General features: G+C 33.8%; 16 protein-coding genes and 1 tRNA gene. 11 read left to right on the plus strand and 6 right to left on the minus strand.

From position 1 onward, the window contains the following. Nucleotides 1–27: 27 nt before the first annotated feature. From tmk to FJR47_RS04845, 4 genes are all read right to left on the minus strand, one after another. Complete coding sequence (tmk, locus tag FJR47_RS04830; RefSeq protein ID WP_152299325.1) at nt 28–603, minus strand: dTMP kinase; 576 nt, start codon at nt 601–603, stop codon at nt 28–30. Further along, entirely contained in the window at nt 588–1,079 is a 492-nt protein-coding gene (gene coaD / locus FJR47_RS04835) for a pantetheine-phosphate adenylyltransferase (RefSeq protein WP_152299326.1), read from the minus strand. The genes tmk and coaD overlap by 16 nt, the downstream gene beginning before the upstream one ends. Then, nucleotides 1,079–1,606 carry a UbiX family flavin prenyltransferase gene (locus tag FJR47_RS04840; protein WP_152299327.1) on the minus strand — a complete coding sequence of 176 codons (528 nt, stop codon included), beginning with the start codon at nt 1,604–1,606 and terminating at the stop codon, nt 1,079–1,081. Before FJR47_RS04840 ends, coaD begins: the two co-directional genes overlap by 1 nt. A gap of 181 nt (nt 1,607–1,787) precedes the next feature. Next, nucleotides 1,788–1,871: transfer RNA gene (locus tag FJR47_RS04845), tRNA-Leu, on the minus strand. Nucleotides 1,872–2,111: 240 nt separating this feature from the next. Between FJR47_RS04845 and FJR47_RS04850 the strand changes: the two genes are divergently transcribed. The 3 genes from FJR47_RS04850 to acnB all read left to right on the plus strand — a co-directional run bounded on the left by FJR47_RS04850 (nt 2,112) and on the right by acnB (nt 7,378). Beyond that, the gene (locus FJR47_RS04850) at nt 2,112–4,316 is read left to right on the plus strand and encodes an FtsK/SpoIIIE family DNA translocase (RefSeq protein WP_152299328.1); all 2,205 of its coding nucleotides are present in this window, start codon (nt 2,112–2,114) and stop codon (nt 4,314–4,316) included. Next, entirely contained in the window at nt 4,316–4,708 is a 393-nt protein-coding gene (locus FJR47_RS04855; RefSeq protein WP_152299329.1) for a putative quorum-sensing-regulated virulence factor, read from the plus strand. Before FJR47_RS04850 ends, FJR47_RS04855 begins: the two co-directional genes overlap by 1 nt. Before the next feature lie 123 nt (nt 4,709–4,831). Continuing rightward, the gene (gene acnB, locus FJR47_RS04860; RefSeq protein ID WP_152299330.1) at nt 4,832–7,378 is read left to right on the plus strand and encodes a bifunctional aconitate hydratase 2/2-methylisocitrate dehydratase; all 2,547 of its coding nucleotides are present in this window, start codon (nt 4,832–4,834) and stop codon (nt 7,376–7,378) included. Between the two features lie 51 nt (nt 7,379–7,429). Here acnB and lolA read toward each other — a convergent pair whose 3' ends face one another. Then, the gene (lolA, locus tag FJR47_RS04865) at nt 7,430–7,945 is read right to left on the minus strand and encodes a LolA-like outer membrane lipoprotein chaperone (protein WP_152299331.1); all 516 of its coding nucleotides are present in this window, start codon (nt 7,943–7,945) and stop codon (nt 7,430–7,432) included. 161 nt (nt 7,946–8,106) lie between these two features. On the opposite strand from lolA, the gene secA reads away from it, so the two are divergent. Both secA and FJR47_RS04875 read left to right on the plus strand, forming a co-directional pair. Then, nucleotides 8,107–10,680: a preprotein translocase subunit SecA gene (gene secA / locus FJR47_RS04870; protein WP_152299332.1), complete on the plus strand. Its 2,574-nt coding sequence runs from the start codon at nt 8,107–8,109 to the stop codon at nt 10,678–10,680. Beyond that, nucleotides 10,677–11,879, plus strand: a complete 1,203-nt coding sequence (locus tag FJR47_RS04875) for an ABC transporter permease (RefSeq protein WP_152299333.1) — start codon at nt 10,677–10,679, stop codon at nt 11,877–11,879. The genes secA and FJR47_RS04875 overlap by 4 nt, the downstream gene beginning before the upstream one ends. A 7-nt stretch (nt 11,880–11,886) precedes the next feature. Here FJR47_RS04875 and FJR47_RS04880 read toward each other — a convergent pair whose 3' ends face one another. After that, on the minus strand, nt 11,887–15,054 hold the full coding sequence (locus FJR47_RS04880; protein ID WP_241855375.1) for a YhdP family protein: 3,168 nt from the start codon (nt 15,052–15,054) through the stop codon (nt 11,887–11,889). Between FJR47_RS04880 and mltG the strand changes: the two genes are divergently transcribed. The 6 genes from mltG (at nt 14,984) to sucD (ending at nt 22,912) form a co-directional block, all read left to right on the plus strand. After that, on the plus strand, nt 14,984–15,928 hold the full coding sequence (gene mltG, locus FJR47_RS04885) for an endolytic transglycosylase MltG (protein ID WP_430738910.1): 945 nt from the start codon (nt 14,984–14,986) through the stop codon (nt 15,926–15,928). The genes FJR47_RS04880 and mltG overlap by 71 nt on opposite strands. A 129-nt stretch (nt 15,929–16,057) precedes the next feature. Further along, nucleotides 16,058–18,256 carry an NADP-dependent isocitrate dehydrogenase gene (locus tag FJR47_RS04890; RefSeq protein ID WP_152299335.1) on the plus strand — a complete coding sequence of 733 codons (2,199 nt, stop codon included), beginning with the start codon at nt 16,058–16,060 and terminating at the stop codon, nt 18,254–18,256. 185 nt (nt 18,257–18,441) lie between these two features. Beyond that, nucleotides 18,442–19,398, plus strand: coding sequence for a malate dehydrogenase (mdh, locus tag FJR47_RS04895; protein ID WP_152299336.1), 957 nt, complete (start codon nt 18,442–18,444; stop codon nt 19,396–19,398). Nucleotide 19,399: 1 nt separating this feature from the next. After that, a complete protein-coding gene (gene fumC / locus FJR47_RS04900; RefSeq protein WP_152299337.1) occupies nt 19,400–20,791 on the plus strand; it encodes a class II fumarate hydratase in 1,392 nt (463 codons plus the stop codon). 42 nt (nt 20,792–20,833) lie between these two features. After that, on the plus strand, nt 20,834–22,006 hold the full coding sequence (gene sucC, locus FJR47_RS04905) for an ADP-forming succinate--CoA ligase subunit beta (protein ID WP_152299338.1): 1,173 nt from the start codon (nt 20,834–20,836) through the stop codon (nt 22,004–22,006). 33 nt (nt 22,007–22,039) lie between these two features. Then, nucleotides 22,040–22,912 (plus strand): succinate--CoA ligase subunit alpha, encoded by an 873-nt coding sequence (gene sucD, locus FJR47_RS04910; RefSeq protein WP_152299339.1) that lies wholly within the window; start codon nt 22,040–22,042, stop codon nt 22,910–22,912. The last annotated feature ends 164 nt before the right edge of the window (nt 22,913–23,076 follow it).

Below are 23,076 nucleotides of genomic sequence, written 5' to 3' on the forward strand. Positions count from 1 at the left end.
ATAAGATTTAGCCTAAAATTAAAAAAACTATTTTTTTATATTATTTAATATTTCTTTTGTAATTTCATCTATATTTTTAGCTGCATTGATTGTTATAAGTTCTATATTTAGGAGTTTTGCAGCTTCAATAATGCAATTTTGAATGTTAAGCAGATACTCTACGCCTCTTAATTCTATGCCATCTAGTTTTTTTTGTGAAAGTCTGAATTCAAGTTCTTTTTTTTCTAAAAAGAGTAAAAAAACTTTTGAAGGATATATGCCGTCTGTTGCAAAATTATTTAAAGATAGTAAATCTTTTTTTTCTATTTCACCTTGAGCCAAGGCATAAGCAACTCCGCTTACTGCACTTCTGTCAGATATGATTGTTTTATCTAGATTTGGTTTTATAATCTCTTTTACATGTTCGGCGCGATCTGCTAAAAAAAGTAAAAATTCCGCTTTTTTACTTTTTGTTTTTGCACTTAGCACTATCTCTCTTATCTCTTTTCCTACATCAGTACCGCCTGGCTCTTTTGTAATAACAGCATTGTCAAAATGTTTTTCTAATTTTTTAATCTGTGTACTTTTTCCGGCAGTATCAATTCCCTCTATTGCAATGTACATGAATTCATTTTTCCTATAATATTTTGAACATCTTTTGGGAGCAAGTGATCTGTTTTGGCATTAAATTTTAAAAGATTTCTAACACTTGAAGAGCTAATAAAGGCATGTTGCAGTTTTGGCATTAAGTATACTGTTTCAATGCTTTTATCAAGAGAGTTGTTAAGATACCCAAGCTGCAACTCGTATTCAAAATCACTTACGGCTCTAAGACCGCGGATTAGCACATTGGCATTGTGTGTTTTTGCTAACTCAACCGTAAGATTGTCAAATCCGAGTACGGTAACATTTTTGAGATTTTTAACAGCCTCTTTTGTCATATGTATACGCTCTTGCAGAGTAAACATAGGCTTTTTGTCAGTTGATATTGCAACAGCTATAATAAGCTCGTCGAAGAGATTTAAAGCCCTTTCAATAATATCATAATGACCATTTGTAATAGGGTCAAATGTTCCTGGATAGAGTGCTATTTTTTTCATTATTCCCACCTTTTGTATAAAGTATTTTCAATATTAAGTAGATCAAACCATTTACCTATAATAAAGTTTTCCATCTCATCTAAAGTTTGTTGTTTAGAGTAATATGCCATAACAGGAGGTGCTACAATAACTCCTAAAGTTGCCAATTTATGCATATTTTCGAGCGCTATTGCAGAAAATGGCATCTCTCGCGGCGCTAAGATAAGTTTTTTATGCTCTTTTATCATTACACTCGCGCATCTTGTAACTAAATTGTCAGCAATACCACATGCAATTTTTGCTAATGTATTCATGCTGCAAGGTGCTATTATCATGGCATCTACTCCAAAAGAGCCTGATGCAACGCTTGCTGAAATGTCATTATTGTCATGAATGGTTGCATCCATCTCTTTATGTAAGACTATCTTTGAATTTTGTGTCATAATAAAATGTTTGTCAATATTTTTAGGAAGCAGTTGAATGACTTTTAATCCCAGATTAACCCCGCTTGCACCACTTGCTGCGACTACTATTTTACGATTTTTCACTTTATCTCCACTTTATAGCTGTTTGTAATTGTCAATTTTTTCATTAATAGTTTTAAATTTTTATTATATCATTAACTTTAGTGTCCTGAGATTTTTTTGTATGTGTCACAATTTAAGCAGTTAAGTGAAAATATATAAATTTAATTGAAGCAGGATATGTTGAATGTAATAAAAAGAAGGGTGGTACCAGAGAGGGGACTTGAACCCCTACGCCCGAAGGCAGCGGATTTTGAATCCGCCGTGTATACCATTTCACCACTCTGGCATAAAAGATGCAATGATAGTGAGTTGTAACTTAAATGTAAATTAGAATATCTTTTTTAGTTCCAAAAAAGTAAAAAAAGTATGTAAAAATTTGAAAATATCTAAGTTATATGAGAACTTAAAAATCCTTTATAAAGCATTTTTTGTTATACTTCATTTTTATTATGTTAAGAAGTTGTTTTACTTTGGGTCACATTATTTAAATTTAATTTTTTTTAAAATTTTAAAAGGAAATTCTAGTTTGAAAGATACTTTATTTATAATAAGTTTTGGTTTACTAATCTATTTTGGATTTGCAACAATTTTTGGTTCTACAGCCTTAATGGGAAGTTATGGTGCAACTTTTGCATTCTACAATCATAAATATTTTGGTTATGTTTCTTATATTTACATATTTGCTTTTATGATTCCTCTTTATTATTTTTACAAAGACAGCAGATTAAATATAAGAAAAGTCGAGTTAACTGTGGCTTCTTTTTTAATCTTTTTCTCTTTTTTGTTAGCACAGGCAATATTGATAAAGGATAATCTACGAGGAGAAGTAGGTGCTGGTTTTGCCAATTTTTTATCTCCATATATCGGTTCTTTTGGTCTCTGGACATTTTGGTTTATTATAACATTGTTGTCTATAGTTATTATTTTTGATAAAAGCGCCCATGAAATAGTAGATATTTTTTTAAATAAGATAAAAATAAAATTTTTAGATAAACAAAATTCTACTTTAAAAAAGCCTATGAAAAGCACTTTTATTAAAGAAAAAAACATAAATAAAAATGTTAAACAAGAAGGTGATATAGCAGTAGAGTCTGCTGTAGAGAAGATTGAAGAAGAGATAGACAAACCTGCATATTTAAGAAAAGAGATCAACTCCGAAGTAAAAGAAGAAGACTCTTTAAAATCTGTAGAATCTTCAAAAGAGAAAAAACATCATAATATTATAGATTTAGTTCAGGAGATAAAAGAGCAAAAAAATGCAATTGTAGTTGATGAGCTTGAAGAGAATACAAAACTTTTGGAATCTATAGAAAAGGGAGAAGTTGAAAAACCAAAAAATTTCAAGCTTCCGCCTATTGATTTTTTACAAAAACCAAATAATAAAGCCCACAGCGTAGATGAGAGTGAGCTAGATGACAAAATAAAGTTTCTTATAGAAAAACTGGCTCATTTTAAAATCGAAGGTGATGTTGTAAGAACATATGCAGGTCCGGTTGTTTCAACATTTGAATTTAAACCCGCTGCAAATGTAAAAGTCTCTAGAATTTTAAATCTTCAAGATGATTTAGCCATGGCACTTAGTGCAGAAACTATTCGTATACAGGCACCGATCCCTGGAAAAGATGTTGTCGGGATTGAGATACCTAATGAGAAAATAGACACAATCTACTTAAGAGAGCTGATAGATAGCAAACTTTTCAAAGAGTCATCTTCTCCATTAACTATTGTTTTGGGAAAAGATATAGTGGGCAAGCCATTTATAACTGATTTGAAAAAACTTCCGCATCTTCTTATAGCCGGAACAACGGGGAGCGGAAAAAGCGTTGGTATTAACGCTATGATACTCTCTTTTTTATACAAAAATTCACCGGATAAATTGAGACTTCTCATGATTGATCCTAAAATGCTTGAATTTTCGATCTATAATGATATTCCTCATCTTCTAACCCCGGTTATTACAAAAGCTAAACAAGCGATTGTTGCACTGAATAACATGGTACATGAGATGGAGAGACGCTACTCTCTTATGAGTATTAATAGAACAAAAAATATAGAAGGGTATAACGAGAAAGTTAAAAAAGAGGGTGGAGAGCATCTTCCTTATATCGTAGTTATTATAGATGAACTTGCTGATTTGATGATGACAAGCGGAAAGGATGTTGAATACTCAATTGCAAGACTTGCACAGATGGCAAGGGCATCTGGTATACATCTTGTTGTAGCAACTCAAAGACCTTCAGTCGATGTCGTAACAGGACTTATAAAAGCAAATCTTCCTTCACGCATATCGTATAGAGTAGGGCAGAAAGTTGATTCTAAAATTATTTTAGATCAGCAGGGTGCAGAATCGCTTTTAGGAAAAGGCGACATGCTCTTTACACCTCCGGGTTCGACCGGTTTAGTCCGTCTACATGCACCTTGGAGTACAGAAGAGGAGATAGAAAAAATTGTTAATTTTATAAAATCACAAAGAGAAGCAAATTATGATAAAAGTTTTTTGGTTGAAGAGAGTGAAGAGAGTGCTTCATCATCCGGTGATACATATGAAGAGTTGGACCCTCTATTTGATGAAGCAAAAAATGTTGTCTTAACAGATAGAAAAACCTCCATTTCATATCTTCAGAGAAAACTGCAAATCGGTTATAACAAATCTGCAAGACTTATTGAGCAGCTAGAAGGTGAAGGAGTGCTTTCTGCCCCTAATTCTAGAGGAATTCGTGAAATTATTTAATGATAGTGCCATATTTTATTTTCACAAAATATCCCAACTCTTTTAGTGTGTATGTAAAAAACCTAGAAGATTTATCAGTAGAGCAAATACAAAAAATCGAAGCTTTTGTTAAAGAGAGAAAGGGTATTTTTGATTTTAGCTCTTATACTTTTGTTATTCAAAAAAGATTGGAATTTGGTGAGTTTGTTTCACTTTTGCAAAAAATCTCAATCAATGCAAAATGCGAAGAAAAATTTTTAAAAACACAGCAGACACAAAGAGTTGAGTTTGGAAAATATAAGGGATTGACATATAGCGATCTGCCAGATTCATACCTTTTATGGTTAAAAAGTAACTATAAAGGAAAAAATAGAGATGCTATTGATGCTGAATTGCATTATAGAGAGTTGTAGATGTTACCAAAGTAAACATATTTTAAATAAATCACAAAGCTTTTGTTTACTTTGGTAACACATATGATTTGCTGTTTACTTATTTAGTTATAATCTTCTTTAAATTTATAAACAGGAATGACAATGGCATTTTTAGAAGAGTATAAAGCACATATAGCTGAGAGAGAGACACTTGGTGTTCCACCATTACCGCTTTCTGCAGAGCAAACAGTAGAATTAATAAAATTGATAAAATCTGAGTGTACGCAAGAGTTGTTAGATCTATTGACAAATCGTGTATCACCTGGTGTTGATGATGCTGCTTATGTTAAAGCAGCATTTTTAAATGATGTAGTTCTTGGTAATACTAAAGTTTCTGCTATTTCTCCTGAAAAAGCAGTTGAGATGTTGGGTATGATGCTTGGTGGTTACAATGTAAAACCATTAGTAGATGCTCTTACTTCTGAGAATGAAGCTGTTGTTGAAGCCGCTAAAGAGGCTTTAAAACATACCCTTCTTGTATATGATGCATTTAATGATGTAGAAGAGTTGCATAAATCAGGCAATAAAGCTGCAACAGAAGTTATGACTTCATGGGCAAATGCTGAATGGTTTACATCTAAACCTGAACTTTCAGATGCAATTACAGTTACAGTATTTAAAGTTGCTGGTGAGACAAATACGGATGATTTATCACCTGCTTCTGAAGCTTTTACCCGTTCAGATATTCCGCTTCATGCAAACTCTATGCTTGTGGCAAAAATGGATGATCCTATCAATACCATCAAAAAATTAAAAGAGATGGGCAATCCAATTGCTTATGTCGGTGATGTTGTTGGAACGGGTTCAAGCCGCAAATCTGGTGTAAACTCAGTTCAGTGGCATATGGGCGAGGATATTCCCGGTGTTCCAAACAAGCGTACCGGCGGTGTAGTTCTTGGTGGAATTATTGCTCCTATATTTTTTGCAACATGTGAGGATTCAGGGGCGCTTCCTTTAGAACTTGATGTAAGTGAAATGGAAACGGGCGATGTTGTAACTATCTATCCATATAAAGGCGAAGCACATAAAGATGGAAAATGTATTGCAACATTTAAATTAAATCCTAATACAATTACTGATGAAGTTCGTGCAGGTGGGCGTATTCCACTTATTATTGGCCGTGGTTTAACTGCAAAAGCTCGCGGAGTACTTGGGCTTGGTACGACAGATATTTTTCTAACTCCTGAACAGCCTGAAGATAATGGTAAAGGATATACTCTAGCTCAAAAAATGGTTGGGCGTGCATGTGGAATGGAAGGTGTTAAACCGGGTATGTATGTTGAGCCTGTAACTTCAACAGTAGGTTCACAAGATACAACAGGGCCTATGACAAGAGATGAAATTGTAGAGCTTGCGGCACTTGGATTTGGTGCTGATTTGGTGATGCAGTCATTTTGTCATACGGCAGCATATCCTAAGCCTTCAGATGTTGAAATGCATCACACTTTGCCAGACTTTATTTCTAAGCGTTCTGGTGTTGCTCTTCGCCCTGGTGATGGAGTTATCCACTCATGGTTAAATAGAATGGTGCTTCCAGACACCGTTGGTACCGGTGCAGACAGCCATACTCGTTTTCCTATAGGTATATCTTTTCCTGGAGGTTCAGGCATCGTTGCTTTTGCAGGTGTTACCGGTTCTATGCCGCTTACTATGCCAGAATCTGTACTTGTAAGATTTAGCGGTGAGCTTCAACCTGGTATTACTCTTCGTGATTTAGTAAATGCTATTCCTTATCAAGCAATTAAAGAGGGACTTTTAACTGTTGAGAAAAAAGGTAAGAAAAATATTTTTGCAGGTCGTATTTTAGAGATAGAAGGTTTACCTGATTTAAAAGCTGAGCAGGCATTTGAACTTTCAGATGCATCAGCTGAAAGAAGTGCTGCTGCATGTACTGTTCTTCTAAATGAAGATCCAGTTATTGAATATCTAAAGTCAAATATCGTTCTTTTAAACTCTATGATTGAAGCCGGTTATGAAGATAAGCGCACTTTGCAGCGCCGTATCGATAAAATGAATGAGTGGCTTGCTAATCCATCTCTTATGAAACCTGATGCTGATGCGGAGTATGCGGCTGTAATTAATATTGATTTAAATACGATTACTGAACCGATTTTAGCTTGTCCAAATGATCCTGATGATGTTGCGACTCTAACAGAAGTTTTAGCAGATCCTAAGCGTCCTCATATTATCAATGAAGTATTCGTAGGTTCATGTATGACAAATATAGGTCACTACCGTGCACTTGGTGAAGTTTTAAAAGGAGAGGGTGCTGTTCCGACTCGTTTGTGGATCTGTCCTCCGACAAAAATGGATGAGAAACAACTTACAGAAGAGGGTTATTACTCTATTTTTGGAACTTCTGGTGCTAGAACTGAGATTCCTGGATGTTCTTTATGTATGGGAAATCAAGCGCGTGTTGCAGATAATGCCGTTGTATTTTCTACTTCAACTCGTAATTTTGATAACCGCTTAGGCAAGGGTGCAAAAGTTTATTTAGGTTCAGCAGAACTTGCAGCAGTATGTGCAATGTTGGGATATCTGCCGACAAAAGAGGAGTATTTAAATATTGTTCCTAAAAAAATAGGCGGTAAAGAAGCTGATATATATAAATATCTTAACTTTAACCTTATAAAAGATTATAAGTTATAATATAAATTTACATAAGAGAATCTTTTAAAATTCTCTTATGTTGAAAATTATTTAATCTCTTATAATATCAAACTTTAAAGAAAAAATTGGTTTAAATATAGTTGTATCAATAACTTGATTTTGTTTTTGATTTTTAAAAGTTATTTTAACTCTGTTCTCAAATTCATCTAAATATGATATTGATTCAATTAAAGAGTTATGCTTTATTATTGTAAATTTAGAGTCTCTGTAGTAGGCTAAATATTTATTTTCTTCAATTTTTTTAGCATTAGATATAATTTTAAAAAAATCAAAATTTGATTCTAGTCTTCTAATAATAACTTGTTCTATTTCCGGTTCAACAACTGTTACTTCAAATTTATTTATATATACATATTTCTCAACAGGTTTTTTATAGCTCCACTTAACATTTTGAGGTTTTAATGCCACAATATGACCACTGTATATAATTGTTTTATCTTTTTCATCTGTAATACTTTGTGTAAAATCTGCTTCAAATGAAGTAATCTCTTCAAGTGATGCAAATAACTGCATGCTTATTAAAATTGTTAAAAAAAGGTATCTCATTTCTATCCTATTTTTTAAAAATTATATCAAAGTGACTGTTTACATATTATTTAAAAATCATTCTATGATTTATGCAAATTGTTATTATAAGTATGATAAAATAAGGAGAATTTCAATGATGGGTGCATAAAAAACGCACTTATCTACAATAAGGTTGCGAATTGCTACAGGCATTAATGGGTAAGATTTTTGGTACTACAAATGATCGTGAATTAAAAAAATATACAAAAATTGTCAATAAAATAAATAATTTAGAGAGTAAATATAAAGCTCTGAAAGATGATGAGTTAAAAGCTGCTTTTTTAGAGATTAAGAATAGTGTTTTAAACAAAGAGAAGAGCTTAGATGATGTTTTGCCAGACTCTTTTGCCATAACAAGAGAAGCAAGTGTTAGAACTCTTAATATGAGACACTTTGATGTTCAACTTATTGGTGGTGTTGTTCTGCATGAAGGCAGAATTGCAGAAATGAAAACAGGTGAAGGAAAAACACTTGTGGCAACTTTGCCAATTGTTCTTAATGCAATTACAGGCAAAGGCGTGCATCTTGTTACGGTTAACGATTATCTCGCTTCAAGAGACGGAAACGAAATGCGTCCTCTTTATGAGTTTTTGGGATTTAGCGTAGGTGTTATTTTAGATGAGATGCATGATCCGGCTGTAAAAAAAGAAGTTTATAATGCTGATATTACTTATGGTACAAATAATGAATTTGGTTTTGATTATCTAAGAGACAATATGAGTTATTCTCGTGATCATATGGTTCAAAGAGGACATAATTTTGTTATTGTAGATGAAGTAGATAGTATTTTAATTGATGAAGCTAGAACACCATTAATTATATCGGGACCTACAAACAGGGCACTTCAAGATTTTGCAGATGCTAATAAAATAGCGCTTCAACTTGTCAAAGATGAACATTTTAGTGTTGATGAAAAAGATAAAGTTGTTTTGCTTACCGAAGAGGGAATTACAAAAGCGGAAGAGCTTTTTAAGGTTGAAAATCTTTATAGTCCGGAGAATGCCTCATTATCTCATATACTTGATCAGGCATTAAAAGCAAACTATCTTTTTGAGAGAGATGTTGATTATGTAGTAAATAACGGTGAAGTTGTTATTGTAGATGAGTTTACTGGTCGTCTGAGCGAAGGCCGCCGCTATTCTGAGGGTCTGCACCAAGCGCTTGAAGCAAAAGAGGGTGTGGAGATAAAAGAAGAGACACAAACACTTGCGGATATTACATTTCAAAACTATTTTAGAATGTATGATAAATTAGCCGGCATGACAGGAACGGCACAAACAGAAGCATCTGAGTTTGCTCAAATATACTCTCTTGATGTTATCTCAATTCCTACAAATATCCCGGTAATAAGAAAAGATCTGAACGACCTTATCTATAAAACAGAAAAAGAGAAATTTGAAGCTGCAATAAAAAAGATAAAAGAACTTTCAAAAACAGGTCAGCCTGTCCTTATCGGTACCGCTTCTATCGATAAGTCAGAAGTTCTTCATGAGATGCTTAAAAAAGAAAAAATTGCGCATACTGTACTTAATGCAAAAAATCATGCACAAGAGGGTGAAATCATTAAAAATGCAGGTGCCAAAGGAGCGGTTACAATCGCTACAAATATGGCAGGGCGCGGTGTTGACATTAAAGTAAATGATGAAGTGAGAGATTTGGGCGGTCTCTATATTATAGGAACAGAGAGACACGAAAATCGCCGTATAGATAATCAATTAAGAGGTAGAAGCGGACGCCAAGGTGATCCTGGAACTACACAGTTTTATCTATCTCTTGAAGACAACCTTCTTCGTATTTTTGGAAGCGACAAGATTAAAAGCATTATGGAGAGACTCGGTGTTGAAGACGGTGAATATATAGAGTCCAAAATGGTCACGCGTGCAGTTGAGAAAGCGCAGAAAAAAGTTGAAAACATGCACTATGAGGGAAGAAAACAGATTGTTGAGTATGATGATGTAGCTAATGAACAGAGAAAAATAATTTATAAATTTAGAAATCAAATGCTTGATCCTGAGTATGATATTTCATCAAAAATCAATGAAATTAGAGTTGAATATATAGAGCATCTGCTCAATAGCTGTGATATTTTTGAAGGCGGAGCAAGAGAAGATTTTAATTTAGAAAAACTATTTAAACTTATTCATGAGGAGCTTAATTTAGAGCTAAATATAAATGATTTCTCCTCATTTGACTATAATGAGCTCTTAAACAGTATAGTTCAAAGTGTTAAAAAAGCTTATGATGAAAAAATGAGTGTACTTAATAAAGAAGTTTGTAATGAAATTGAGAGAGAGCTTTATTTAAAAGAGCTTGACAGTGCTTGGAGAGAACATCTTTACGCTATGGATAATATGAAAACAGGAATCAGGTTAAGAGCATATAATCAAAAAGATCCACTGGTAGAGTATAAAAAAGAGAGTTTTAACCTTTTTACAGAACTTATAGCAGATATTAAATTCAATACTGTAAAAACACTTCAAGTGATTCAATTTAGAATTGAAAATCCTGAAGAAGAAGCTAAAAAAGTTGCTCAGCAGATGGATATAGAGAGAAAAATAAATGAAGCAGCAATGCAGTTTAATCTCTATAACGAAGAGGAAAAAGCTCCTGCAAAAAAAATTGCCAGAAATGATCCTTGTCCATGCGGAAGCGGTAAAAAGTATAAACTTTGTTGTGGTAAGAGCGGCCCGAAAAAAGGTGTTTTTGCTTCTTGAAAACATCTATAGTTTCTTATTTGGTAAAACGCTTTTTACGATTTGACAGTGAACAGCCATTTATTTTTTTATCTGCTCTTTTAGCATTTTTAGGCATTTCTTTAGGCGTTATGGTTCTTATAGTAGCCATGGCACTTATGAATGGATTTGATAATGAGTTTAGAAAAAAACTCACTATTATGAACTATCCTCTAACAATTATTCCAAAATTTTATGGAGCAGTTAATGAAAATCTGCTTCTTGATTTAGAATCAAAATTTCCAAATTTAAAATTCAGTCCTTATGTTCAATCATCCGTAATGGCAAGAAGCGGTTCAAAATTGGAAGGTGGATATATATTTGGGGTTGATTTTAAGAGTGAAGCTGAAGTAAACAGTGTCTTAAAAGAGGCTATCAAAGATAAAAATTTTAATAAATTTGATGTTTTAATAGGAAAATCACTAAAAGAAGAACTTAATCTTTATAGTGGTGATAAACTAATGTACATTTTTACACATGTTGAACCTGGCGGAATGTCTGTTACTCCCAAAATAAAAAGATTCAATATTAACGGTATATTTGATTCTGGGCTTTCTGCCTATGACAAAGCATATAGCTACACAACGCTTTCATCTCTTCAAACTATGATGCACCTGCCAAGCAATCAATATAGCGGAATTCATATTTTTTCCGGCGATCCTCACAATGATATATTAAAAATTAAAAAATATCTCCCTCAAAGTGTAACTATTAAAGGGTGGTGGGAGGACAATGTAAACTTTTTTGCAGCTTTAGAGTTAGAGAAAGTCTCCTTATTTATTGTTCTTATGCTTATTATTTTAATAGCTGCTATCAATATTATCTCTTCTCTTTTAATGACTGTTATGAACAGAAGAAGTGAAATAGCACTGCTTTTATCCCTTGGTGCAACATCTGCAGAGATTAAAAAAGTATTTTTATATCTAGGCATAGTAATCGGCATTAGCGGTATTTTAGCGGGAATTGTTTTTGGTTTAAGCGGTTTATGGATACTTGGTACATTTGATATTATCCATCTGCCAAAAGATGTTTACCCTACATCTACGCTTCCGCTTGATTTAAGTCTTAAAGATTTTTTATCTATTATTTGCGGAGCATTTATAATAGTTGTTGTATCCTCTTTTTATCCTGCAAAAAAAGCAAGTGAAGTGGACATCTTAACCGTTCTTAGAAATGAGTAGAAAAACTCTACTCACTTTCTTTATCTTCACTTTTAAATAGTTCAAATGGATACATAAGTGTTCTTTTTATTATATTAAAAGGTGCTACAGCTATATCTTTGGCTATCTGGGTACTAACATCTGGATTATCTAAAGCACCTGTTACTTTTAGGGTTGTTGAAACAGTCTCTTTACCAAGGAGTATATGCCCAATAAGAGGTATCTTTGAGACTGAACTCCCTAAATCAGTTTTTAAGTTTAAATCCATATTTATACTGTTTTTTTCTATACTTGCTTCACCAATTCCGGTGATTTCAATCTCTTTTGATTTAAGATAAATATCACTCATCTTATATATATCATCTTTAAATTTAAAATTAATATATGCTTTTTCGGCAGCTATTCCATTTTTATTGTATCCAGGAAGAGAGAAAGTTACAAGAGAAGGGACAGTATTTACAAAAGCAAGAATATTGTTTAAAATTTTATAATCCAAAATTGTTGCTTCTTTTATATAGATAGTGCCATTGTACTCTTTGATTGTACCATTGATATAAAACTCAAAAGAACCACCTCTAAATTTTGAAAGTGCAAAAAGCTTATCCATAAATTGATCATTAAATTTATCACCGTAAAGATACATTTTATCATTACCAAGTTTAAAAACAGCGCTTCCCTCTTTATATTTAAGGTCAGCGCGTAAATCTTTATTTTGATATTTTAATTTCATTGTATCAGAAATTACAAGCCGGTTATTTCCTAGATAAAGGTAAGAATTGTTTGCATCAAAATAGAGATCAATATTTTCTTTTGTCTCTTTTTCACTCTTTTTATCAGTAAAAAAGTTTATCACCTCTTTTATATTGATTCCTGCACTATCTGCTTTAATTTTTATATCATCTTTTATCTCTATAGCAACAATATCATTAACACTGAGCATTATTCTATTTGTCTCTTTATTAAAACTTCCATTTATTGTATAGCTTTTTATCGGCTCTTTCTCAGTTGCAAGAAACTTATATTTATAATCTGTGTTAAGAGAAAAGTTTATATCTTTTTCGTTTTTCGTTTTTTCTAATTTAAAATTTCCATTTGTTAGATCATATTTTCTTAAAAGATTAGAGTATGGTGCTATTTTTTCAAAAGAGTTTAGATTTATTATCCAATCGTTCTCGCTAAGAGTATATTCAAAATCATACTCTTTTGAATTTATTGAAATTTTGTTATTTTCTTTTTCAATAAAAAGTTCAATATTTTTGTCTATTTTAAAAATTTCACCAAACTCACTATCTTTAATTTCTATATTTTGAAGAGTTGAAACTCCTGTAAAATTTTTTAGATTATAGTTTATGCTTATTTTGGATTTTACACTATTTTGAAAATTAATATCTAAATTTTGAACTTTTATATATTCAGAAGTTGTATCAATGATTAAATTATCAATATTTATTTTTTTATTATCGATACTTAAAATTATCGGATCTTTTGAAGTTATAAGCGATCTGTTTTTCTCATAAATCCAGTGAAAAGAAGGAGATGTTTTGTTTAAAGATATATCAGAATAGTCTATTTTTAGAAGCTTGATATTTAAATCAGCTTTTTTGGTTTGAAAAAATATATCTCCAGAGAGTGATGCTGAACCCATTTTTGGAGATTCTATTTTAGTATAGGGGATAGAGGCTGTTAAATTTTTTATATCAAAAGGTAATTTTATTGCATCTACATGCAAAATTTGATTTTTATATTTCCAAGTAGATATATCTATTTTTAAGTAATCTTGTTTTGGTGAAATAGTATAAGTTGCAATAAACGGTTTTATAGGGTTTGCAAGTGTTATATTGTTCTCTTTTAAATCTATTGCATCAAATTTAAAAGAGAGTTCTCCTTTGGATTTTTTAGCATCAAAATTTAAATCTACATGAGATGTCGCAATATTTTTGTACTTTGCACCCATATTATTAACTTCAACTAATGTATTGTTTAAAAATACATAAGCATCAAAAATATCTATATCCAATCCTAAATACTCTATCTGAGCCTCTTTTGCATAAAATTTTCCAGCTGCTTTTACATTTAATGTTCGCAGATTAATATCAAGTGTTAAATTAGTATCTACTTCACCTTTTTTTTGAACAAAAGGGATTTTAATTCTATATCTATTTAACAATGTAAGCAAATCTTTGTTGACCTTGCCTTTAAAAAGCAGATAGAGTGTTAAGAGTTCCTCTTTTTTTGAAAAATCAATTTTTAACCAACTTTTATCAAGAAAAAAATTATATGAATATGCATTTTGAGGTCTGATAGAGAGCACACCATTTTTAAATTCCAGTTCGGTACTGCTTGCAAGAACAGGTGCCACTTTTTTATCATAAGTATAATTTAAATTATTTGCTACAGCTTTTGCATGTAGATTCAGATATGCCTTATCAAGATTTTTATATTCAAACCACCCATAAAAAGCTTTTAACGAAAGGCTTGACATCTCTATAGCATCATATACCCAATATTTGATTTTTGGATTAAGATTAAAGAGATCTACTATATCTTTTGCATTTTTTATATCTTCTTTGGATTCTATTTTATATGATAATTTTTTGGTATCACTGTAAGCATAGAGATTAAATTTTGCATTATCTTTTATTGAAATATTGAGAGCTGTGTTAAATTCTAATCTTTTTTTTGCATCTAGCAAAATATCCCCATCTATATTTAAATCGTTATTTAAATATTTAAATGAATCAATTTTTACATGAAACAGATGATTGCTTGGCAGCAAAGATGCGTGCAGGGTAAAATCAGGGGAGGAAAAATATACAAAACTTTTTTTGTCATCTATATAATTTATTATTCCATCAATACTATTAAGAGATATTTTTTCAATATTTATCTCTTTAAACCAACTTGTAAAAGGTAGGAAATTTTTTAAAGTTCTAAGATAGTTTTCATATTCAATCTTGAAACTTTTTTTTGTTTCACCTTTTGCAATGCTGATTTCTCCGGCAGTTATGCTTATTTTTTCATCCCATTTAATGTATAATTTCTTAACTTTTATATTTTGGGATGATATGCCATCTATATATATACCATTTTGTAAAAGTATAAATGAAGAAAAAAGCAGTAAAAATATGAACAACAAAATACTAATAAGTATAAAATGGATTTTTAAAATTGTATTGATTATAATATTGTCGTTCATGTACTACCTAAATAAACCTATAAACTCCCCCCAGATTATATATATTCCAAAAGGTTCTATTAATAAGATTATAGCACATTTGCAAAGCAGAAATTACAACATAAATAAACTTGATGCGCTGTTGCTTAGAGTTATAGGATCTCCACAAAGCGGATGGATAGATATAGGAACTACATGTAGTACGAGAGGTGATTTTCTTTATAAACTTACAACAGCAAAAGCTGCACTTCAAAATGTTACTTTAATTCCTGGAGAAACTACACATATATTTTTAGATCAATTAGCAGATGAATTTCATTTAAACAGAGAGCTGCTGCAAAAAGAGTATGCAGTGCAATCAAAATACAAAGAGGGTCTTTTTGTCCCAAACACCTACAGTTTGCCTATGGGTATAACTGAAGAGATGATTATAAAAATTCTTTTAAAAGAGTCGTTTTTACAAATGAGAGATTTTTCAATGAAGATATTCGGAACATATAATGAGAAGAAATGGTTTCATTTTGTAACAATTGCATCAATCATTCAAAAAGAATCTGCCAATATAGAGGAGATGCCGCTAGTTAGTTCCGTTATACACAATAGAATTAAAAAAGGAATGAAACTGCAGATGGACGGTACGCTAAATTATGGAAAATATTCACATATAAAAGTAACTTCAAAGATGATAAAAGAGGATAAAACTATATACAATACATACCTACACAGCGGTATTCCACCTGTTCCAGTTTGTAATGTAAGTTTTGATGCAATTAAAGCGGCAATTTTCCCCGCACAAACAGATTATCTCTATTTTGTTAAATCTAAAAACGGCGCTCACACTTTTTCATGTAACTATTCTACACATTTGACCAATATAAACGATGCTACAAAATGAAACACTTGGGTTAAATAAATTAATCTTTATATGCGCTTCCTTAATATTATTACATCTTAATGATATCATTGAACTTGTAAATTTTCATATACTTGATGAAAATGAAAAATATAAACTTGAGGAAACACAATGTCAAAAATTATTTGGTCAAAGATTGATGAGGCTCCGGCTTTAGCAACTTATTCACTACTTCCAATTGTTAGAGCTTTTACAAAAGCAGCAGGCGTTGAAGTTGAGCTTAGAGATATCTCACTAGCGGGTAGAGTTATTGCAACTTTCCCAGAATATTTAACAGACGATCAAAAAATCGCTGATGAGTTAGCTTATTTAGGTAAAGTAGCACAGGAGCCTGAAGGTAATATTATAAAATTACCAAATATTTCTGCATCTATTCCTCAGTTAAAAGAGTGTATTGCAGAGCTTCAAGAACAAGGATATGCGCTTCCTAACTATCCTGAAAATCCGGAAACTGAAGAAGAAAAAGCTATTCAAGCAAAATACTCTACATGTTTAGGTTCAGCAGTTAATCCGGTTCTTCGTGAAGGAAACTCAGACAGACGCGCTGCAGCTGCAGTTAAAAATTTTGCTAAGAAAAATCCTCATAAGTTAAGACCTTTTGAAAATCCGTCAAAAACTTATGTGACTCATATGGACGGGAATGGAGACTTTTATGCTAATGAGCAGTCTGTTATAGTAGATGGAGATCAAAAAGTAACTATTAACCTAAATGGTAAATGTTTAAAAGAGATAGATGCAGTAGACAAAGAGGTTCTTGATGGTACTTTTATGTCTGCTAGAGCTCTTCAAGATTTTTATCAAAAATCATTAGATGAAGCAAAAGCTAACGGCGTTTTATGGTCTTTGCACCTAAAAGCTACAATGATGAAAATATCTGATCCTATTATGTTTGGTCATGCTATCAAAGTCTTTTTTAAAGATGTTTTTGCAAAATATGAATCAGAGTTTAAAGAGATTGGTGTAAATGCAAACTTAGGTTTAGGCGATTTGTATAAAAAACTTGAGAAGCTTCCAGCTGATAAAAAAACTGAGATAGAAGCTGCTATTATGGCTACATACGATGTTCAGCCTCCAATGGCTATGGTTGATTCTGATAAAGGTATTACAAATCTTCACGCTTCTAATGATATTATTATTGATGCTTCTATGCCGGTTGTTGTACGAGACGGCGGTAAGATGTGGAATAGAGATGGAAAGCCACAAGAGTGTGTTGCAGTAATTCCTGATAGTTCATATGCAAGATTTCACCAAGGTATGGTAGATGACTGTGTTAAAAACGGTCAATATGATGTTACTACTATGGGAAATGTAGCAAATGTAGGTCTTATGGCACAAAAAGCTGAAGAGTATGGTTCTCATCCGACAACTTTTGAGATAGCTGAAGATGGTGTTGTGGAAGTAAAAGATGCTGCAGGCAATGTACTTATGAGCCACAATGTTGAAGCAGGAGATATCTGGAGAATGTCTAGAGCTAAAGATATTCCTATTAAAGACTGGGTAAGATTGGCTGTTGAGCGTGCTAGACTTACAGGAAATCCTGCGGTATTTTGGCTTGATGAAAACAGAGCACATGATGCAAATCTTATAAAAAAAGTAAAAGAGTATTTAAAAGAGCATGACACTTCAGGTCTTGAGCTTCCTATTATGGATGTAGCTTCTGCAGTTGCTTATACTAACGCAAGAGTAAGAGAAGGAAAAGATACTATTTCTGTAACAGGAAATGTTTTACGCGATCACTTGACTGATATGTACCCGATTTTAGAACTTGGAACTTCTGCAAAAATGCTTTCAATAGTTCCTCTTTTAGCGGGTGGCGGTCTTTTTGAAACAGGTGCGGGCGGATCTGCTCCTAAGCATGTTGATCAGTTTTTAGAAGAGGGGCACTTAAGATGGGATTCACTAGGTGAATTTTTGGCGCTTGCTGAGTCACTTAGATATATTGAACAAAAACATCCAGATGCAAATCTTAAAGCTGTTACTGAAGCTTTAGATAAAGCAAATGAAGCTTACCTTGATAATAATAAAGCACCTGGTAGAAAAGCAGGGGAGCCTGATAATAAAGCTTCTCACTTCTATGTTGCTCAGTATTGGGCAAAGGCTCTTGCAGAATCTGACAATGCAGAGTTGGCTGCAAAATTTTCTTCGGTTGCTAAAGCTTTAGAAGAAAATGAAGCTAAAATTATGGAAGAGCTTTTATCTGTAGAGGGGAAACCTCAAGATATTGGCGGTTATTATCATCCTGATGATGCAAAAACTGAAGCAGCAATGAGACCGTCTGCAACGCTTAATGCGATTATAGACAGCATCTAAATTATCTGCTTAAAGAGATTGTTTCTGCATAAATAATATGCAGGAACTTCTCTATTTCTATTTTTCTTTTTTAATGAAACTGTTTTTAGTTTTATTTAAAAGGCAAAAAGTCTTTATTTGATAGTTTAAAGATACCTAAAAAGTATTTCACTAAAATATCATAATAATTTACTCAAGGAGTGTATATGAATCAAGGAAAAAGAGTAGGAATAGTAGGTGCCGGAAATGTTGGCGCAACGGTAGCTTACTCTCTAGCAATGCTTGGTTCTTGTCATGAGATAATTCTTCGTGATAACAAGATTGATGTTGCTAAAGGAAAAGCGCTTGATATGAGTCAAGCTGCTTCTGCCGTAAGAAGTCATACAGTAGTTAGTGTTGCAGAAGAGATGTCAGATTTAACTAATTGTGATGTAGTTGTTGTTACAGCTGGCAGTCCAAGACTTCCTGGCATGAGCCGTGATGATCTTCTTATGATCAATGCAAAAATTACCAAAGAAGTTATAGAGGGTGTAGCCAAATATTCACCAAATGCAATAGTAATAATGGTTTCTAATCCATTAGATGCAATGACATATGTAGCATTAAAAGAGAGCGGATTTGAGAGAAGCCGCGTAATAGGAATGGCTGGAGTACTAGATAGTTCAAGAATGGCAAGTTTTATTCAAGAAAAACTTGGATACGGCGGTGGTCAAATCCGTGCTTCGGTAATGGGCGGACATGGTGATGATATGGTCCCTTTACCTCGCTACTCTACAGTAGCTGGTGTTCCTCTTACGGATCTTTTAAGTAGCAGTGAAATTGATGAAATAGTTGCTCGTACTCGTAATGGCGGTGCAGAGATTGTGAGCTATCTTAAAACAGGTTCGGCATATTATGCTCCTGCAAAATCAACAGCTATAATGGTTGAAGCAATTTTAAAAGATACAAAACAGATTCATCCTTGTGCGGTATATCTAGAGGGTGAATATGGATATTCTGATGTAGTTTCAGGGGTTCCGGTAATGCTTGGAACTAATGGAGCTGAAAAAATTATTGAGGTAACTCTTGATGATATGGAAAAAGAGATGTTTAAAAATTCATGCAACTCTGTAAAATCTTTAATTGATACATTAAATAAAAATAATTTTTTTGAAGGAGAGTAATTTGAGCAGTCGCATTGAAAAAGACACAATGGGTGAAATAAATGTTCCAAAAGACGCATATTGGGGAGCACAAACACAAAGGTCAATAGAAAACTTCGCTATCGGAGAAGAGAAGATGCCTTATGAGATAACAAGAGCATTTTCATATCTTAAAAAAGCGGTAGCTCTTGTAAATAAAGATTTGGGTAAATTAGATCCCAAAAAAGCAGATGCAATTGCACAAGCTGCAGATGATATGTTGGCAGGAAAACTTGATGGAAACTATCCTTTGGTTGTTTGGCAGACAGGCTCAGGCACGCAGTCAAATATGAATAATAACGAAGTTCTTGCAAACCGTGCTACAGAGATATTAGGCGGCGATTTTAGAGTTGAGAAACTTGTTCATCCAAATGATGATGTAAACAAATCTCAAAGCTCAAATGACACCTATCCGACAGCGCTTCATGTAGCGGCTGTTATTGCAGTTGAAACTCGTATTTTACCGGCTATTGCCAAGCTAAAATCTACTCTTGAGCAGAAGTCTACTCAATTTGATTCAATTGTAAAAATAGGGCGTACTCATCTTCAAGATGCTACTCCATTAACCCTTGGTCAAGAGATTAGCGGTTGGGTTGAAATGCTTAATAAATGTGAAAAAATGGCTAAAGATTCGCTTGAAGCAGTGCGTGAATTAGCACTTGGCGGAACAGCTGTAGGAACAGGTCTTAATGCACATCCTGAATTGGGAGAAAGAGTTGCAAAAAAATTAACAGTGCTAACCGGGCATACTTTTGTCACAGCGCCAAATAAATTTCATGCATTAACTTCTCACGATGCTTTAGTGTATGCTCATGGTGCTCTTAAAGCCTTAGCTGCCGATATGATGAAAATTGCAAATGATGTTCGATGGTTAGCTTCAGGTCCAAGATGCGGAATAGGTGAGATTACTATTCCTGAAAATGAGCCGGGTTCTTCTATCATGCCTGGAAAAGTAAATCCGACACAGGCTGAAGCCGTAACAATGGTTGCATGTCAAGTTATGGGAAATGATGCCACTATTGGTTTTGCAGCTTCTCAGGGAAATTTTCAGTTAAATGTTTTTAAGCCTGTAATTGCTTATAATTTCTTACAATCATGCCGTTTATTGGCAGATTCTATTGTTTCTTTTAATGACAACTGTGCTGTCGGAATAGAACCGGTAGAAGAAAAAATTGAACACTATTTGCATAATTCATTAATGCTTGTAACAGCACTTAATCCTTATATAGGATATGAAAATGCAGCAAAAATTGCTAAAACAGCGCATAAAAACAATTCAACTTTAAAAGAGACAGCAATAGAACTGGGTCTTCTCAGTGCTGAAGAGTTCGACAAATATGTTATACCAAAAAATATGATTGCTCCCAAAGCTTAAGGGCTGATGCAAGCACAACTAAACTTAATTGAAGGAAAGTAAATGAATATACATGAATATCAAGCAAAACAGATTTTTGCAAAATATGGCGTGCCTACACCGAGAGGTTTAATGGCTGAAAGCGTAAAGCAAGCAGTTAAGAATGCAGAGGAGTTAGGCGGACCAATCTGGGTTGTTAAAGCTCAAATTCATGCTGGCGGCCGCGGACTGGGAGGCGGTGTGAAGCTTGCTCGTTCAATAGAAGAGGTTGAACAGCTTGCTAGTGAAATTCTTGGCATGACTTTGGTTACACACCAAACAGGACCTGAAGGAAAATTAGTTCAAAAACTATATATTGAAGACGGTGCAGATATTAAAGATGAGTTATATCTTGGTGTTGTTCTTGACCGCGCGAAAGAGATGCCTGTGATAATGGCCTCAACAGAGGGCGGTATGGCAATTGAAGATGTTGCGCATGACACTCCAGAAAAAATTATTAAAGTTGCGGTTGATCCTGCTATCGGTTTTCAAGGTTTTCACGGTCGTGAATTAGTTTTTGGTTTGGGCATAACAGATAAAGCAGAGCAGGGCAAATTTATCAAATTAGCAGCTGCACTCTATAATCTTTATTTGGAAAATGACGCTGAAATGATAGAGATAAATCCTTTAGTTAAAACTGGAAACGGCGACTTTTTAGCGCTTGACGGGAAAATGGGATTTGATGATTCAGCTCTTGGACGCCATCCTGATATTGAAGATATGAGAGATATCAGTGAAGAAGATGCAGATGAGAGAGAAGCTGGAAAGTATGGCCTGAGCTATGTCAGTCTTGATGGTGAAATCGGTTGCATGGTAAACGGAGCAGGGCTTGCAATGGGTACAATGGATACGATTAACTATATGGGCGGAACTCCTGCAAACTTTCTTGATGTCGGTGGTTCTGCAAATGCTGAAACTGTTGCGAAAGGATTCGAGATTATTCTTAAAAATCCAAAGGTAAAAGCTATTTTTGTAAATATTTTCGGCGGAATCGTTAGATGTGACCGTATCGCAAACGGTATTTTGGAAGCAACAAAGCTTGTTGATGTTCATGTGCCGGTTATTGTTCGTCTTGATGGCACAAATGCACCTGAAGCGGCAGAGATTTTAAAAAACGCAAATATTGCAAATGTTATAACAGCTACAGATTTAGCAGATGGTGCAGCAAAAGCAGTAGCTGCGGCAAAACAAGCCTAAGCGCTGTTTCTTTAGAAAAGGAGAATAAGTTTTATGAGTATATTGGTAAATAAAGATACGAAAGTTATAGTTCAAGGTTTTACTGGAAAAGAGGGATCTTTTCATGCTGAGCAGTGTTTAGCATACGGAACAAAAATTGTAGGGGGTGTTACACCAAACAAAGGCGGAACTGAGCATTTGGGAAAACCAGTTTTTAATACTGTAAAAGAGGCTGTTGCATCTACCGGCGCAACTGTATCAATGATTTTTGTTCCGCCTGCTTTTGTAGCAGATGCCGTTATGGAAGCTGCGGATGCGGGGATTGACCTTGCTGTGGTTATCACAGAAGGTGCTCCTGTTCGTGATATGCAAGCGGCTAAAGCTTACGCTACAAAGCATAGCATGAAGACAATTGGGCCAAACTGTCCCGGTATTATAACTGCCGAAGAGTGTAAAATTGGTATTATGCCTGGTATGATTTTTAAAAAAGGAAATATCGGTCTTATCTCGAAATCAGGAACGCTTACTTATGAGGGCGCTAACCAAGTTGTAAAAGAGGGTTTTGGAATCTCAACTGCTGTTGGTATCGGCGGAGACCCGATTATAGGCCTCTCTTATAAACAGCTTTTGCCAATGTTTGAAGCAGACCCTGAGACACATGCAATTGTTATGATTGGTGAAATCGGTGGAGACCTGGAGATTCAAGCAGCTGCATTTATTAAAGAAAACATCAAGAAGCCTGTTGTAGCTTTTATTGCAGGGCAAACTGCGCCAAAAGGCAAAAGAATGGGTCATGCGGGTGCAATTGTTTCAGGCGGAGCAGGAACTGCAGCTGAGAAAATGGCTGCTCTGGAAGCAGCAGGTGTTAAAGTTGTAGTTTCTCCGGCTGATATCGGAAAAGCAGTTGCAGAGGTGCTTTCTAAGTAAATATTGTTTCTTAGTGCGAGCTTCATTCGGTAACAAATATGTTAAAAAGAAGCGTCATTAGCACAAATTTAGAGCTATATTAATTAAAGTAGGTTAACCTATCTGTAAAAATAAGTAACAGTTCAAGAATGTGGCGTAGAGATACTTCACACATTGTGCTGCGC

Origin of the sequence: Sulfurimonas xiamenensis, assembly GCF_009258045.1 — a bacterium.
GTDB lineage: Bacteria > Campylobacterota > Campylobacteria > Campylobacterales > Sulfurimonadaceae > Sulfurimonas > Sulfurimonas xiamenensis.